The 16144-nt window shown below is 51.3% G+C and carries 14 protein-coding genes; 5 read left to right on the forward strand and 9 right to left on the reverse strand.

Annotation, left to right across the window (positions count from 1 at the left end; translation table 11 throughout):
- Positions 1–22: 22 nt before the first annotated feature.
- The 4 genes from P1P89_05430 (at position 23) to P1P89_05445 (ending at position 4401) form a co-directional block, all read left to right on the forward strand.
- Complete coding sequence (locus P1P89_05430; protein ID MDF1590939.1) at positions 23–574, forward strand: cupin domain-containing protein; 552 nt, start codon at positions 23–25, stop codon at positions 572–574.
- A gap of 174 nt (positions 575–748) precedes the next feature.
- The gene (locus tag P1P89_05435) at positions 749–2206 is read left to right on the forward strand and encodes a UbiD family decarboxylase (GenBank protein MDF1590940.1); all 1458 of its coding nucleotides are present in this window, start codon (positions 749–751) and stop codon (positions 2204–2206) included.
- 345 nt (positions 2207–2551) lie between these two features.
- The gene (locus P1P89_05440; protein ID MDF1590941.1) at positions 2552–3649 is read left to right on the forward strand and encodes an ornithine cyclodeaminase family protein; all 1098 of its coding nucleotides are present in this window, start codon (positions 2552–2554) and stop codon (positions 3647–3649) included.
- 56 nt (positions 3650–3705) lie between these two features.
- Positions 3706–4401: a class II aldolase/adducin family protein gene (locus P1P89_05445; GenBank protein ID MDF1590942.1), complete on the forward strand. Its 696-nt coding sequence runs from the start codon at positions 3706–3708 to the stop codon at positions 4399–4401.
- Between the two features lie 78 nt (positions 4402–4479).
- On the opposite strand, the gene P1P89_05450 is transcribed toward P1P89_05445, so the two are convergent.
- The 9 genes from P1P89_05450 to P1P89_05490 form a co-directional block, all read right to left on the reverse strand.
- On the reverse strand, positions 4480–5028 hold the full coding sequence (locus P1P89_05450) for a tripartite tricarboxylate transporter TctB family protein (protein ID MDF1590943.1): 549 nt from the start codon (positions 5026–5028) through the stop codon (positions 4480–4482).
- A gap of 34 nt (positions 5029–5062) precedes the next feature.
- Positions 5063–6550 carry a tripartite tricarboxylate transporter permease gene (locus P1P89_05455; protein MDF1590944.1) on the reverse strand — a complete coding sequence of 496 codons (1488 nt, stop codon included), beginning with the start codon at positions 6548–6550 and terminating at the stop codon, positions 5063–5065.
- Between the two features lie 102 nt (positions 6551–6652).
- Positions 6653–7633 carry a tripartite tricarboxylate transporter substrate binding protein gene (locus P1P89_05460; protein MDF1590945.1) on the reverse strand — a complete coding sequence of 327 codons (981 nt, stop codon included), beginning with the start codon at positions 7631–7633 and terminating at the stop codon, positions 6653–6655.
- Between the two features lie 63 nt (positions 7634–7696).
- The gene (locus P1P89_05465; protein MDF1590946.1) at positions 7697–9151 is read right to left on the reverse strand and encodes a UbiD family decarboxylase; all 1455 of its coding nucleotides are present in this window, start codon (positions 9149–9151) and stop codon (positions 7697–7699) included.
- Positions 9151–9624: a hypothetical protein gene (locus P1P89_05470; protein MDF1590947.1), complete on the reverse strand. Its 474-nt coding sequence runs from the start codon at positions 9622–9624 to the stop codon at positions 9151–9153. Before P1P89_05470 ends, P1P89_05465 begins: the two co-directional genes overlap by 1 nt.
- A gap of 337 nt (positions 9625–9961) precedes the next feature.
- The gene (locus P1P89_05475) at positions 9962–10390 is read right to left on the reverse strand and encodes a hypothetical protein (protein ID MDF1590948.1); all 429 of its coding nucleotides are present in this window, start codon (positions 10388–10390) and stop codon (positions 9962–9964) included.
- A gap of 720 nt (positions 10391–11110) precedes the next feature.
- Positions 11111–12889, reverse strand: a complete 1779-nt coding sequence (locus P1P89_05480) for a thiamine pyrophosphate-binding protein (GenBank protein ID MDF1590949.1) — start codon at positions 12887–12889, stop codon at positions 11111–11113.
- A gap of 41 nt (positions 12890–12930) precedes the next feature.
- Positions 12931–13542, reverse strand: coding sequence for a DUF1932 domain-containing protein (locus P1P89_05485; protein ID MDF1590950.1), 612 nt, complete (start codon positions 13540–13542; stop codon positions 12931–12933).
- Positions 13529–13654, reverse strand: a complete 126-nt coding sequence (locus P1P89_05490; protein ID MDF1590951.1) for a hypothetical protein — start codon at positions 13652–13654, stop codon at positions 13529–13531. Before P1P89_05490 ends, P1P89_05485 begins: the two co-directional genes overlap by 14 nt.
- Before the next feature lie 486 nt (positions 13655–14140).
- Between P1P89_05490 and P1P89_05495 the strand changes: the two genes are divergently transcribed.
- Positions 14141–16138, forward strand: a complete 1998-nt coding sequence (locus P1P89_05495; GenBank protein ID MDF1590952.1) for a tripartite tricarboxylate transporter permease — start codon at positions 14141–14143, stop codon at positions 16136–16138.
- Positions 16139–16144: the final 6 nt, after the last annotated feature.

Raw genomic sequence — 16144 nt, forward strand, 5'->3', positions numbered from 1 at the left:
GTCACACCAGGGGAGGTTTCAGATGAGTTACGGCGAAAAAGAATACGCGACCATTCGAAAAGAGGTGGCGAATTATTATACGGAACGACTGGAGGAAGTAAAAAGGGAGAAGACTAAAGAAAAGAAAACCATCATCACCACGGACGAGATGCCCTGGGAACTCTGCCCCCAGGGGCATATCAAGCATCTGGTGAATGAAAAGATGGAAACCGCTTCCAATACGCTGGATATCTGTATGCAGCTGATTCCGGCTGGCAGCCGCTCGGGTAAACATTGTCACATGGCGGAAGAATACATGTTTATCCTTGAAGGCAGCGGCTATTCGCTGCACTGGGATGTCGATTTTGAACTGGGCGACGCCTACTACTGGAAAGCCCAGGAAACCCCGTCGAAATGGGAATGGGAACGGGGCGATTCGATATACATCCCCCCCAATACGGTCCATCAACACTTTAATTCAGATCCCAAAAACCCGGTGCGATTTATTTCAGCTGAAAGCCGCATGTTCAAGTACATGGGCCTGGATACGCTGGAGCAATTTGAAGACGCGCCGGAATTTAGCCGGAAAAAATAACAGTCAAGTCCTTCGATTCATAAATACGATACCGTATTTATTTGCTCAGGACTAAGTGCTGCCTTCGGCGATGAGCTACATACGGCTTGATCTCATGTCGAAGGCAGGCCGAGTGGCGTGAGCGTACCTGATAATACATCGTTGAAATTGCGAATCGAAGCACTAAGGAGTTTTATGAGCCGGAAAATTAAATACCAGGATTTGAGAGAATTTTTGTCCATCACTGATTCCCTGGGAGAGCTCAAAACCATCAGTCATCTCCACTGGGACAAGGAGATGGGCGCTCTTACGGAGATGGTCTATCGTGAAAAACCGGTGGATTCTCCGGCCCTGCTCTTTAACAAGGTGCCCGGATATCCGGATGAGTACAAATGCCTTTACGGCATGCTGGCATCGCCGCGCCGATTCGGGCTGGCAATGGGGCTTGACGTGAGCGGTGAAATTTCGCGGATGGATTTGCTGCAGGCCTATCGCGCCAGGATGAAGGAGATGTCTCCGATTCCGCCCCGGGTCGTCGGGACGGGTGCCGTCATGGAAAATGAACTGGAGGGGGATGCCATCGACCTGCTGAAGTTCCCCGTGCCGATTCATCATGAACTGGACGGCGGACGCTACATCGGCACTGCCTGCGGCGTCATCACCCGGGACCCGGATGAAGGCTGGGTGAACGTGGGAACGTACCGGGTTCAGGTGATCGACAAAGACCGGGCGACCGTTTATATTTCCCAGGGCAAGCAGGGCCGGATTCAACGGGACAAATATCTGAAAAGCGGCAAGCCCTGCCCGGTGATCGTGGTGGTGGGCATCGACCCCCTGCTGTATGTGGCCGCACGCTACCAGGTCCCGCTGAAACTGTCCGAGTTCGATTTTGCCGGCGGCATCAGCGGCGAACCCATTGACGTTATCGAGGGCAAATACACCGGCCTGCCGTTTCCTGCAAATGCTGAAATCATCATTGAAGGAGAGATCTCACCGGACGAAAAAGTTCCGGAAGGCCCCTTCGGGGAGTGGAATGGATATTACGCCGGATCCAAAAAAACGGAGCATGTCATGAAGGTGAAACGGATCCTGCACCGCAACGATCCCATCTTGACCTGCGCGGCATCCCAGCGGCCGCCCCATTCGCACCTGTTTGAACGCTGCTTTATCCGCTCCGCCGGCTTATGGGAAAAGCTGGAAAAAGCCGACTGCCCCAGCATTAAAGGCGTCTGGGTGCACGAAGCCGGATCGGGCCGGACCTTTAACGTCGTATCGATCAAACAGGAGTACTACGGCCATTCGCGCCAGGCCGCCCTGCTGGCTTCCCAGCTGCCGCCGGCCGGATATGTCAACCGCTTCACCGTGGTGGTGGATGAAGACATCGATCCTTCCTATCTTTATGATGTGATCTGGGCCATGGGCACCCGCTGCAACCCGGAAGTGGACATCGACATTCTGCGCAAAAACTGGAGCAGCCGGCTGGACCCCTTGACCTTCACCGACGCGCTCTATAATTCCAGAGCCATCATCGACGCCTGCATCCCTCTGGAGCATCGCGAGGATTTTCCCAAAATTGCGCAGACGTCGCCGGAATACAAAAAATTCATGTTGGAGAAGCACGGGAACCTGATCAAGGAAATCATAGGTAAATGAGGGGTCGGCGTTTTATGGCGAAGTCTAAGGGGCGAGCCGGTGTCCCCTCACCGTTTGTCGACAGTCCGCCCGGGGATAGCCCCCCGTGGGAGCCGTAATTGAAAGTTTCTGAGCCCTGTACACGCCCCCTAACCTTTGCGCTAAACCGCAACAGGCTGAGACGATCATCGTCGTCGTGGGAACTAATCTTTTGGGACTGGTTTAAAGGGACTCGAGCGGGATCGCTGCCGTGCGCTTAAGCTTCGATAAGATGGTTACGACTCCCACGGGGGGCTATCCCCGGGCGGACAAGACACGCTATGAAAAACTCCCCGACCCCTGAGGCAAATAAAATAGGCAGATGATATGACGCTATTTTTAAACAACGATGACGTCAAGCGTGTCCTGACAATGGATCTGACCATCCAGGCCCTGGAAGCGTCCTACGTGCGCATGATTCAGGGTGAGGCCGTCTGCCGGCCGCGGGTTGATGTCCAGATTCCCACCAGCGATCCGGACAAAACCTATCGCTGGGGGACCATGGAAGGCGGATCCGCCCAAGGGTATTTCGCCATCCGGATGAAATCGGACATTGCATATGAAAAAAAATACGGCGGCAGCGTCACCCTGGAAAAGTATTGCATGGAACCCGGAACCTTTTGCGGTTTGATATTTCTTTTTCGGGTTGAAACCGGCGAACCGCTGGCTCTCTTAAATGACGGGTATTTACAACATATGCGTGTGGGGGCGGATTCGGCATTGGGCGTCCGCTACATGGCCCGGGAAGATGCGGAAGTAGTCGGGATGTTCGGTTCCGGCGGCATGGCCAGAAGCCATATGGAATCGTTCCGCCTGGTCAGAAAAATAAAAAAACTCAAAGTGTACAGCCCCACCCGGGAGAACCGCGAGGCGTATGCCCGCGAGATGGAGCAGGCATACGGCATTGAAGCGTTAGCCCTGGACAATCCGGAAGATGTCTACACAGGCGTTGACATTCTTTGCAGCTGTACCGATGCCAGCGTACCTGTGGTTTTGGGAAAACATGTACGCAAAGGTACCCATATTACATCCATCGGCGGACGACCTGATGGGGACACGTTTAACAAGATCGACCGGTTTCTGCGATTCGGCAATGCGACGCCGCCCTTCGGCCGCGAAGAACCGGTTGTGGATGAATTTCTGCGGTATATCACCCCCCGGATGGGAGGCGGCATCAAAAGGGAGCATTCCCATGCCCGGGGGGTTGTTCGGGAAATGGCTCCAGAGCGGGTGATATACTTAAAGGATATTCTTGCAGGGGAAAAAGGTCGACGTACGCCGGACGACATCACCTATTCGGAACGGGGGAATCTGCAGGGTGCGCAGTTTTACGCGGTTGCCGGAAAAGTCTATGAGCTTGCCCGGCAACAGGGGTTGGGAAAAGAAATCCCCACGGAATGGTTTCTGCAGGATATCAGAGATTAAGTCGTTTACTCAAATCATTGCATTTAATAATGAATTCCGAAGAGGAGGTTGTATTGATGAGTGAGGACGCTTTGAAAGTTGAAGTTGCCACATGCGTGCGGTTGCTGGAATATTTGGGACTGATTGATTTCAGTGGACATGTCAGCGCCCGGATACCGGGAACCGACACCATTTTAATCAATGCCTGGGGGGGTAAAGCCAGCCCGGAAAAAGTAACCCCCAACGATATCATTAAAGCCGATCTGGACGGCAATCCATTAAAAGAAGGGGATATGCTGCCGTCTGAAAAGCACATCCACACCTCCATCTACCGGCACCGGCCGGACATCATGGCGGTGTCCCACATTCATCCGCCGGTGACGACGGCACTGAGCGCCGCCGGCATCGAATACGTTCCGGTGATGCACCACGGCGCTATTTTTAGTGCCGGCGTTTCGGTCTATGATGACTGCCGGCATGTGAATACCAAGGAAAAGGGGGATAGCGTGGCCGCCGCCCTGGGAACACTGCGGGCAACCCTTATCCGAGGGCACGGAGCGGTCGTGGTGGCGGAGAGCGTCAAGGGTGTTTTTTTCGGATCCGTTTATCTTGAAGACAATGCCAAGAAGCTGGCGGATGTGTATAAAATGGGCGCAAAGCCGATCGTGTTGCGCGCTGAAGAAAACGACGCCTGTGGCCGCATCTGGCGCGAGAATCAGTTTCACAAGATCTGGAATTACTATCAGGAAAAGTCTGGCGTTTCGTTTGAATGAGACGGAAAGACCGACACCTTTAATTGCCGGGTTGATAACATTGTGGGCGCGGACTATCAGCCCCACTGATGGAATCCGCTATAGATGCGCCTGCAGGATCAAATCAAATAATACATAAAAAGAGGCGTCGATACATAACGCCAGGATGATGGATTTTCGCCAGGTTTCTTTGGCCTCCAGTTTTGTTATCAAGATGATAAACACGCCGACCGCAATCAGGTAGTTGACCTGGGTGAGCAGAACGACAAAACCCACCAGCCACAGCACCAAACGCATTACCTGCAACCAATAACGAGCCGATTTTTCTATTTCGGATCCGGGTGCTTGGCTTGCTTTTTTAGCGTCAACTGCTCCTTTTTTGTTCTTTGCATCGTCTTCAGTTCCCAGGATTCCGCCCTGGACGACGAATCGCAATCGGGGTCTCAGTCCGGGTATCGCATCGGCCAGAAGCTGTAGGAAAATCATAATGGAACCGATGATGCCCAAGGCCAGCGGTATGGACCGCGCCCGGGGGTTATATTCAAATGACATAATTGCCATCAATAGGAAAAAAATCAAAACAATAAGATCAAAAAGAACGGTATCGCTGAGTACAAATTTGGTTTCTTGCTTCGTGTTTTCGGTCATTTTTTGAACCTTTTGGAAAAAATTTAAACGAACTTTAAGCCGATGCTTTCCGGTTTTTTAAATAGGCACTCAAATAGGGAAAGGCCAGCATGCCAACCGTAATGATAAAAAGTCCCAGTGAAATAGGGCGGACAAAAAAACCTTTAAAACCCCACAGCATGAGGGTCTGATGAAACGTTTTCTGCGCCAGGCGCCCCAATACAAGCGCAATCACCACCGCAATCTTGGAAAACCCAAACCGTTTCATCGCCAGGGAAATCACACCGAATACGATTGAGAGAACGACATCCTGAATCAGACCGTGGGTCAGATAAGACCCCATGAGCGCCAGCATAAAAATGATCGGCGCCAGCAGGGCATTCGGGAAATAGGTAATCCGGCATAAATATCCCGCTCCGAAAATTCCAACTAACGAAACTAAAATATTCCCCGCCACCAGAATGTATATCATGACCAAAATGGTTTCGGGGTTTTCCATCATCATGCGCGGTCCGGGCTCTAAACCCAAAACGATCAGGGCCCCCAGAAACACCGCCATTTCGATGCTGCCGGGGATGCCGAAGATCAAAGTCGGCACCAGGGCGCCGCCGTCTTTGGAATTGTTGCCGGCTTCGGGGGCAATCACCCCGCGGATATCACCTTTTCCGAAAGCTTCAGGATCTTTTGCAGACTGGACCGCATGGCCGTAAGCCAGGAAATTGGAGACGGCGCCGCCCACACCGGGAATGATGCCGATGACGGTGCCGATAATGGAACAGCGGATAAACAAACCGAAATTCTGAAATACCGACTTGATCCCTTCGCCGACGCCGCTTATTTTTCCCGTATAGGGCACCTTGGAGATTTGTCCGCCTTTGATCATCAATTCCATGGCTTCCCCGATGGCGAAGAGACCGATAAAAGCCGGGACGAGGCTGATGCCGTCCCACAGATAATCGGTGCCGAAAGTATAGCGCGCCGATCCGGTTACCGGATCATAGCCAAAGGTTGAAAAGGCCAATCCCAAAAAGGCGGCAATCACGCCTTTCCACAACGAGCCTTTGGACACAACGGCAATGACGCTCAGGCCCATGAGGGCAAGCATGAAGTATTCCGGAAAGGAAAACAAGAGGACAACCTGACGGCCTATCGGCAATAGCACGGTCAAGACTACCGCGCCGAAAATGGCGCCCAGGCATGACGCGGTAGCTGAAGCCCCGATCGCCATGCCGGCCTTTCCTTTCTGGGTCAAGGGGAACCCGTCAAAACAGGTTGCCGCGCTTTGCCCGGTACCCGGGGTGTTGATGAGAATGGCCGGGATGGAGCCGCCGAAGGGTACTGCGGCCATGGCGCCCACCATCAATACGACGGCGAAATTCACATCCATTCCGTAAGTAATGGGGAGGAGCAGCGCCAGGGCTTGGGGGCCTCCCAGTCCGGGCAATATGCCGAAGAGCATACCCAGCATGGTCCCTAAAACCAAATAAAGGGGGGCGGGCCAGGTCAACATGAGCTGTAACGCAGGTAGCGCAGACTCAAACACGTTTTATCTCCTGATTAAATCGTAAAGACCCGGACCAACACCGGTCTTGGTCCGGGTCCATCATGAAATTACCGAATCCAAAAACCTAAGCTTGAACTTGTTTTACTTAATATATTGTTCAAGTAAACTCTTATATTTTGCCACTTCTTCCACGCCCTGTTTTACCATGAGAGCCGTTTCTTCAGAAGTCATGGGTGAGGGGGTATGATTGGCTTTTATCATCTTTTGCTGGAATTCAGGATCGTTTACGGCTTTTGAAAAAGCATCTTCCCAGATTTTAAGTATGTCTTTGGGCAGATCGGGCGGTGCACCCACCGGGCGCGACATGGCAACAATATCGAGGAGATCTTTATAGCCGAGTTCTGCGACGGTCGGCACATCCGGCAGCAGGTCCAGACGTTTTTTGGAAAACACCCAGACAGGCGTCAGGTCCTGGGAATCGACAATAGATTTTTTCAAGGTCTCAATGGGATACTGAACCCAATCCACGTCACCGCGAATGGCTGCCAGAATCGCTTGGACGCTGCCGTCTGTGGGGATGGGTTTCATTTTAATCCCCATCCTTTCGGCGGCGATGATGGTCCCCAGTCCGGCCGTGGATGCAAGTCCCACGACACCGGATGTAACTTCGGGGGCATTTTGAAGTTCTTTGAGTGTTTTGTATTTTGAGGTTTTGGCAAGTGCGGTAACATAGACGACTTCACTGATATTGCCGATCCAGGTCACTTTATTTAAATCGAACTTTGCACTCCCTAAAACCTGACTGGTTGCATTGCCCGGCATGTTAAAGATACACACCGTATGGCCATCGGGTTTTGAGCGGTACATTTTGTTGATGCCGATACTCCATTCTCCCCCGGGAATGTTTTTAACGATGACATTCGGATGTCCGGGTAAATATTTTTCAAGGTAGGGGACCAACAGTCGCGTCGCTGTGTCAAATCCGCCACCAGGCGTAACCGGCACAATGAATGTTATGTTTTTGGAAGGAAATTTTGCTTCCGCATTATTTGCAGCAAAAAAGAAAGTTATAACCAGCAGAAGTAGACCAACCCTTATTAATATTTTATTTTTTTTATACATTACCCCTCCCTACTTTAATGTTGGTACAGGTATGAATTGAGAACGAATATCTTGCTAAAGCATTTATATGTCACTCCATTTTCCCTTAAAATGATGACTCCATTTATCAAACACTTTTTGTCGCAGGGCGTCACTGTTTAATGAGGTTGGTGGAAATTCATTAATCCATTCATATGGTTTGACCGCATAGATAATGCCGTGGGAATTGGTATAATCATCGGTCGGCTTACGGATGCGGGGATCCAGCGGGCCGCTCCAGGAACGTTTGATGATATCCATTTCCTTGGGATCCGAGCGGGTGCAGATGGCCCACATGACATCTTCCATATCGTAGGGATTGATATCCTCATCCACCACAACGACATACCGGCCGATGTAAGCGCCGGCCCGTGTCTGGGAGGCAATATGACCGGCTTCGGTGGCATGGCCCGGGTAGCTCTGTTTGATGGAGACCACCGTGAACAGGCGTGAACCGCCAAACGCCGGACACCACACCCCTCTGACCTCCGGGATGCCGGCCCGTTCGATTTCATTATAAACCAGCGCCGAGCGCCAGATGGCTCGCCAGAACCCCTGATCGCTGGCAAGGCCCTTGGATGGCGGTGAACCCAGAAGAATGGGGTTGTTGCGGTAATATAAAGCCTCAACCTTGATGAATGGCTCCTCCCGGCCTTTACTGGCATAGGTGCCGGTCCACTCACCGAACGGCCCTTCAAATTTGAGGTCCTTGGGATTTGCAATTCCCTCCAGGACGATTTCCGCATTTGCCGGAAACGGCAGGCCGGTGATTTTTCCTTTGATGACCTTAACCGGTTCCCCTCTGGCGGCACCCATATAGTCCAACTCATAAATGCCGGTGGGGATTTCACTGGCGGAGAGAATATAGTTCAGCGGATCGAACCCGACCACCATCACCACCGGACAGGGCTCGCCCCTCTGGAAGTATTTATCGCGGTGGATTCGACTGTGCTTGCCGGGTGAAATATAAAATCCGACATGCTGGCCGTCATGCTGCATGACCCGGTAGGTTCCCATATTGACGACGCCGGTGTCCGGATCCCGGGTGATGACGCCGACACCGGTGCCGATATACTTGCCGCCGTCATGTTCGTGCCACAGCGGGACCGGGAATTTATTCAGATCAACCTTTGCCCCTTCTTCAACATTTTCGAGAACCGGGCCTGTATCCACCACCTGATGGGGAAAATCCTTGGCGGCCAGCGCCCATTCGCCCGCTTTCGCCTTTAGGGTTTCAACTGTTTGCCGGATGCTGTTTTCAACCGGCAGGCCGAAAGTCAGGTTGACGGTTCGAATATTGGCCACCGAATTGGTTACAATTCGATACCCTTGCGGGTATCCCTTCACCTTGTCAAACAAGAGCGCCGGGCCCTGGTTACGGCCGTTAATTTGAACCATGGTTCCGATTTCCAGATTGGGATCGGCGCCTTCAACGACTTGCAACTCACCGATGTCGTCCACCAGTTTCAGCCATTCTCTCATGTCCTTAAACGCGATCATTATTTTTTATCCTTCTTATCGTCTTTTTTCGGCTTTTCGTAAAAATTCACCGGTGTGATTGCTATCGGGTTGTAGTCGCTGTCTGTGACCTGGATGGCATAGGCGCCTTTCTTAATCAGTTTTTTGCTGATATATCGTCCGGCATTCCATGTGGTTCCCCAGGTGCCGGTGGCGTCGGCTTTGGGCTCGGGTTCCAACTCCGATCCGATATCGGTGAGGACGCCGTCTGCATCGGTAATCAGAATGATGATTTCAGAACCCGGATCAAATCCGGTTCCCATCAGAATAACTTCGGACTTCTTGTCCATGGCAACGTTGGGCGTCGCCACCACCACTACCGGTTCCAGGTCGCCCTGATCCTCCGCCATTGCACTGGTGCTACCATCTTTAGCCTTCATCGCCGCACAACCGGCCAGGGAAATCAGGCTGATAACAAGAGAGAGCGACAGTAACTGAATCAGTGTTTTTTTCATGTGAGCCTCCTTAAGTGAATTTAAATAGACTGCATTTTTGATTGAAGATCAAAAAGTAGGCATACGAAATATCCAATGAAACGCCATCCATGTTTTCAGAACCTAAAAAAAGGAAGCAGTTGATTGACACGGCGATGCCTAAGTATTTTCGTAAAAATTACCGCCAATCTGTCAGACGCTTCCTTTTTTAGGTGATGGCCGGATACGATATCGAATAAAAAGGCCGAACTTATAATGTGCAGATTCGTAAAATCGTGAAAGTGTCCGCCATCGTCAGTGTCGTTGAGAAGCAGGCGCAACCCAATTTGTTATCCTGGTTGAACCCTGTTGGAATTTATTATTTCTTGTCCTTTTTTTCTACTTTCTGGAAAAAGACAACAGAGTGGGCGAGGGGATTGTAGTCCGCATCTGTAACGGTAATTTTGCATGGGCCGATCCCGATAACCTTTCTACTGACAAATCGTCCGGCATTCCAGGTGGTTGCCCAGGTGCCGGTGCTATCGGCCTTGGGTACCGGTTTCAGTGCATAACCGATGTCGGTCTGCAAGCCGTTTGCATCAGTGACAAGAATTGAAAGCTCCTCACCGGGCTTAAACCCCGAACCCATAATGACAACGCTGGCTTTTTTATCAGCTTTCACAAGGGGTGTTCCCATTGCCAGGACCGGCCCTGTATCACCCGCTATACAAATGGAACCGAGACCGCTGATACCGACTACACCAACAACAAAGAATACCGCAATCAAAAACCCAAAGCATTTTTTCATTTCACCCTCCTTGTTAAAAATTAAAAAATAGACGCTGTAACCCTGTTTTAGCCGATAAGGTTACGATGGGTAGTTTTAAAGCCCCATCTGAGACCTGACAGTCGTGCGTGTCAGCCTCGTAAAAAATGCTTACATACGCTCATTCGGCTTGCGCCACGTCCTCAGAGCCTGTCCGAGATTATGAAACAGCAACTAAATGCCCTATTGAAGCTAAAGCCGACGGCGGTGCCTAAAAGAACAAATCGACCGGTATTAGAATTTTATCTATAAACAGGCAGTGAATTCCTTCACTTGTCAAAATGACGTTGCTTTCAGGATAAGGAACACTATTTTCAGTTTTACTGCGCTTAAACCAAGTCTGTGACCAAATAACGCATGCTGGAAAAAATGTCAGTGATTGAAGTATTAAAAACTGTTGAAAACTCTCTCTTTAGAGCATGGTGAGAGGAAAGCCACCCGGTTGAATTATAAATTAGCTATATTGTGACTATAAAGAAGTGTCTGTTGCAATGTCAAGAAAAAACGTATTTTTTATATCGCGAGATGATGACACCCCGGATTCAAGGGCATGTCTTCGGGGCCGGTTAAAATCAATTATCAAATAATAAGTTGCATGTCAACTTCCGTACAGAGCGCAATTACCACATTGTACACAAAAATCCGCATCAACGGCCAACCGTATAACAAGACACCTATGAAACGACATCAGTCGCCCCACTGTCAACGTGGGGCTGAAATCACATCCACCAGGGCGGGCAATTTCTGATTTTTAACGACTGCCAGGGCTTTTTCAAGGGCCGGACGCAAATCTTCCGCTTTACGGATCGGACCGGCGGCATACAGGCCAAAGCCTTCGGCAACTTTTCTGAAATCCACGGCCGGGTTGTCCACATGGGTTCCAATACCGGCGTTTTCAACCGGTCGTGAGCGGAATTTTGCAATCTGGATGTTATGCTCTTCGGAATTATAAAAGGATTGATTATTGTGCATTACAATCAGGAGCGGTATTTTATGATGAGCGGCGGTATACAGCGCACTGGCGGTCATGAGCAGATCCCCGTCCGACTGAATATCGACGCAGATCTTACCGCTGCCGCGATAGGCCAGGGCAGCGCCGATGGCGGCGCTTAAACCATAACCGACACCGGCGCCGCCGCTGCCGCCGATATACTGATAGGGCCGGGTCCAGTCCCATATTTTTCGAGCCCATTTTCTGGCATCCCCGTTAACGAGGACCCAGTCTTCTTTTTTAATAACCGACCACAGCTCCTGGGCCAGAAACGCAGTCGAGATGGTATCCCCAGGGTTTTGCTGGGCAGCGGATGACCACTTTTTTCTGAGGGTGTCGTGGTGTTTTTTTATGGATTTAAAACGGGATGAAATGGAAGCGGCGGCATTGCTCTCTTTTTTTAACAATCGACGGCAAATTCTGGTCAGCTCCGGCAGCGCCAGTGAGGTATCCGCGCTGATGGGGATATCGACAGCCTGGAGGGCATGGTAATCATCCGTCCAGCTGTGTATCAGCATATCGTTCAGGGAAATATGAATAATGCGGGCCGACGGCTTGACGACATATTCACAGATACGGGTGGTGCGGTTCACCTGGACCAGCGATCCGTAAAGATCCTGCACATCCAGTGCAAGGATTACGTCGGCCTTCTGCAAATATTCCTTTGATCCCCCGGTGATGTCCAAGGGGTGCGTATTGGGGAAATTAAACCGGTTGCCCTTGTCGATAACCGGTATGGCCAATAGTTCCGCCAGTTCCACCAATGCCGGAACAGTCCGGGGGTTGCGGCCAAGATGGTCTGCTATGATGAGCGGCGCTTTGGCTTTGACCAGCAATCGGGCGGCCTGCTGCAACGATTCAAGGCTTGCCTGGAGCGGGGCGGGCGGGGCATACCGCTCTACATCGGGGATTCGGATGGTTTCGGTCAGTTCGTCCTCCTGGATGTCTGCGTCGTAGCAGATATAGACAGGGGCTTTCGGTTCTGTTGTGGCAATGCGATACCCGCGGATAAAGGAGTCCGGAACACTTTTGATGCTGAAGGGCTGATCATCCCACTTGACATAATCGCGAACCTGATTCCCCTGGACCAATGCGGTGTGGATCCAGTCGATGCGGGGACGGCGGCGGGTGGTGTCCATGGGGCCGGTTCCGCCCAGGACGATTACCGGCACCCGGTCGCACCAGGCGTTAAAAATGGCCATGCTGGCATGCTGCAGACCGACGATGTTATGGGTGATCGCCACCATCGGTTTGCCGGAAGCCTTGGCGTAGCCATGGGCTATCGCAACGGAATACTCTTCGTGGCAGCAGAAGATGACCTCCGGCTTTTTATTACCGCCGTAATTTAAAATTGAATCGTGAATCCCGCGAAAGGTTGCACCGGGGTTGAAGGCGGCGTATTCAATGTCAAAGGCCTTCATCAAATCCACAATCACATCAGAGCCGTACTGGGGGTTTCGTTTCACTCCTTTTGTTTGACCGGTTGCCATGTTCTTCAGATCCCCTTTCTTTTGTCAGATAGTCCAATTTTTCAGGTGCTGCTTTTCCTGAGCAGGCCCTTGTCAACAAAAAGGGTTAATGCATCCGCCAAGGTTCCCTTGCGGGTGCCGTCTGCAGTGGGAGTTGCTGACGCTATGGCTGCAATGGACTCCAGAACTTTTTTTGTTGCCGGCGACATCTCGGATGTGAACCCATAATGTCCAAACGTCCGTTCAAGCTCGGCCATTTCCTGGGCGCGACGGCCGGCATGAACCGGCAGGGCACTGATCCCCCGGCCGACTTTTTGAACGAGTCCCGGAAAACGTTCATCATAGCATTCGATCAATTGATCCAGCAGGTTTAAACGCTTTGCGCCCACCAGCAATTCCACCAGCAGCCCTTTGGTCAGGCCGGCATATATGATCTTGAAGGCGGAAGCCTGACCGATTTCCGGGCCAAGGGTCCTTACGGTAAAGCCGCATGCTTCCAGCAGTTCAATTTTTGCCGCATCCGGACCGGACACATACAGGACGGTATCCTGGCTTAATTTTGCCGAAGAGCCGATAATGCAGCCGTCGATGAAGGTCACCGGCAGGGATTTAAGCGTGACCTGGATTTCCTCGGCAGTCATCGGTGAAATGGCATTTGCGTCAAGAAAATACAAGCTTTTTTTTAATAGCAGAGAGTGCGGAAGCCAGTTCGGTTGCCACCTGCCGGGCGGCAGCGGGAACCACCAGCGAGACAATCAGGTCGGATGCAGCGACTATTGCCGTCATTGAAGAGACGGAAGTTACCTCGGCCCTGGCTGCCTGCTGCCTTGTTACCAAGCTTCGATTTTTATCAAATGAGAAGCTGTATTGTTGGCAAAGAAAATATGTTTTAATTTATTTTTATTGACAAATGATCTTGGGTTTCGTTATGAATAGTCACATTATAGCTGAAATGTAATTAATGCGTGGGAGTGTGGGCATTATGGTCATTCCAGAAAGGCTCTATAACCCGCCGTAATTTTTTTCAGATATTCTTTTTCATCTGCATTCAATCATTCTCGTTTTAGAGTTTCGTATATATATAGGGCGTTGTGTGGTGAGCCCGAAATTTAAAATCTGTGTTTTAAATTGTATTTCCGAGAAACTTTTCACTCCAGCGAATTAAGAAACGCCGATATTCATAGAACCCGTTTATTCGTTATGTCAGTTGCTGATAAAGAATTCATGCGGTGATGGGGCAAATAATTTTAACAGCGAAAGGGGACGAAGATAATGCTTGAAGCTATCTGGCAGGGATTGATGATGGCGACCAGCCTGAAAGTATTGGGTTTGATGCTGGTTGCGTGCTTCATCGGAAACTTTTTCGGCGCTGTGCCGGGTTTGGGCGGCAATCTGGCGCTGGCGCTCCTGATTCCATTTGTTTTCGGCTGGGAACCTTTTGCAGGCCTTGCTTTTCTCCTGTCAATGCACGCGGTTGTTCATACCGGCGGGTCCATCCCCGGTATCCTGTTTGCCATCCCCGGAACGGGGCCGACGGTTGCCACCATCGTGGATGGGTTTCCCATGACCAAGATGGGAAAAGGCGGGCAAGCCATGGGCGCCCAGTTGGCGGCATCCGGTCTGGGGGGTGTTATCGGTGCATTTGTTCTGGCCCTTTTGATTCCGGTGGTAAGGCCGATCGCCATTGCCTTTGGTTCCCCTGAAGTTCTGATGCTGATCGTTTTCGGCTTGACGTTTGTGGTCATTCTCAGTCGCGATTCCATACCCAAGGGGTTCATGTCGGCCATGCTGGGATTATTGCTGAGCACGGTGGGGTTGAACCCCCACACGGGCGTCGGCCGTTTCACATTCGACCAGCTATGGCTGTGGGACGGTCTGCATATTGTTACCGTTGTTTTGGGGTTGTTTGCGTTTGCCGAGATGATCGACCTGGGCGCCCGGGGTCGGGGCGGCCAGATCGCCAAAGGTGAAGTAAAAATGCCCTGGTATCAGCTCTGGGAGGGGACTGTCGCTGTTTTTACAAACTGGTGGTTGGCGCTGCGAACCGCCGTCATCGGCACCTTCATCGGTATTATTCCGGGTCTCGGGGGAGACGTGGCCACCTGGGTCTGTTACGGTCATGCCGTGCAAACCTGTAAAAACAATGAAAATTTCGGCAAGGGTGATATCCGCGGTGTCATTGCCGTGGAGACCGCCAATAATGCCAAGGAGGGTGGCGCTTTGCTGCCGACGATCGTCTTCGGCATTCCCGGCAGCAGCGGCATGGCATTGCTGCTGGGCGCTTTTCTGATACTCGGGATTACCCCCGGACCGCAGATGCTCACCGACCACCTGGACCTTGTCTGGGGGATGGTCTGGGTTCTGGTTATTTCCAATATTTTTGGTGCGCTTTCTCTTTATCCCATCAGTGGATGGATGGGCAAACTGGCTTATATCCGGGGCAGTCTGCTGATTCCGCCGATTATGGTTTTGGCCGGCATCGGCGCGTTCCTGATCCGGGGGCACTGGCAGGATTTTATTCTGGTTGCGTTTACCGGTCTGCTGGGTTTCAGTATGAAAAAATGGAAATACTCCCGGCCGCCCATGATTCTGGGCTTCATCCTGGGCCGCCTGGCCGAGGATTACCTGCACAAGTCTCTGGCCGCCTGGGGGTTTGCCTTTCTATTGCGGCCGGTGTGTTTGGGGCTGCTGATACTGTCGATTGCATCATTGGGTTATTCCATATGGCATCAGCATCGTGAAAAAAAGCTGAAAAAGAAAAAGATAAAAATCGTACCGGGGGAATTCTATTTCACCCTTTTCATCTTCCTTGTGTTTGTGATGGGCTTTTATTTGTCCACCAACTGGGGGGTCAAATCACGGCTGCTGCCCCAGGTGATCGTCATCATCGGCGGTGTGATTTCTCTGTGGCAGCTTATTAAAATGAAAACCATCGCAAAATCCCGGGAAGAAGCGGTTGAAGCCGAAGATGCCAAAACCGGAAAGGAAGTGCTGCCGGATACCAAGCAGAAATCCACCCCCCGCAGCGAATGGACGATGATTATGTGGGTCGGCATTTTCTTTACCCTGACCATCCTGCTGGGATTCTGGGTTTCAATTACGCTGTTTTCAGTGATGTTTCTTTATTTCTTTGGTCGTGAAAGCCTGAAAACGATTACTATTTTTACCATCAGCCTCTGGGTGGGAATTTATGTTGCGTTTGGCGTGGTTATGAAGGCGTCTTTATTTGGCGGCGTCCTGGGATATCTGATTGAAAACTTATCGGGTTGAAAGCCG

Source organism: Desulfobacterales bacterium (genome assembly GCA_029211065.1).
Lineage (GTDB): Bacteria > Desulfobacterota > Desulfobacteria > Desulfobacterales > JARGFK01 > JARGFK01.

Coding starts and splice junctions, on each gene's coding strand:
- P1P89_05430 (MDF1590939.1), top strand. CDS start 23: ATGAGTTACGGCGAAAAAGAATACGCGACCATTCGAAAAGAGGTGGCG.
- P1P89_05435 (MDF1590940.1), top strand. CDS start 749: ATGAGCCGGAAAATTAAATACCAGGATTTGAGAGAATTTTTGTCCATC.
- P1P89_05440 (MDF1590941.1), top strand. CDS start 2,552: ATGACGCTATTTTTAAACAACGATGACGTCAAGCGTGTCCTGACAATG.
- P1P89_05445 (MDF1590942.1), top strand. CDS start 3,706: ATGAGTGAGGACGCTTTGAAAGTTGAAGTTGCCACATGCGTGCGGTTG.
- P1P89_05450 (MDF1590943.1), bottom strand. CDS start 5,028: ATGACCGAAAACACGAAGCAAGAAACCAAATTTGTACTCAGCGATACC.
- P1P89_05460 (MDF1590945.1), bottom strand. CDS start 7,633: ATGTATAAAAAAAATAAAATATTAATAAGGGTTGGTCTACTTCTGCTG.
- P1P89_05465 (MDF1590946.1), bottom strand. CDS start 9,151: ATGATCGCGTTTAAGGACATGAGAGAATGGCTGAAACTGGTGGACGAC.
- P1P89_05470 (MDF1590947.1), bottom strand. CDS start 9,624: ATGAAAAAAACACTGATTCAGTTACTGTCGCTCTCTCTTGTTATCAGC.
- P1P89_05475 (MDF1590948.1), bottom strand. CDS start 10,390: ATGAAAAAATGCTTTGGGTTTTTGATTGCGGTATTCTTTGTTGTTGGT.
- P1P89_05480 (MDF1590949.1), bottom strand. CDS start 12,889: ATGGCAACCGGTCAAACAAAAGGAGTGAAACGAAACCCCCAGTACGGC.
- P1P89_05490 (MDF1590951.1), bottom strand. CDS start 13,654: ATGACGGCAATAGTCGCTGCATCCGACCTGATTGTCTCGCTGGTGGTT.
- P1P89_05495 (MDF1590952.1), top strand. CDS start 14,141: ATGCTTGAAGCTATCTGGCAGGGATTGATGATGGCGACCAGCCTGAAA.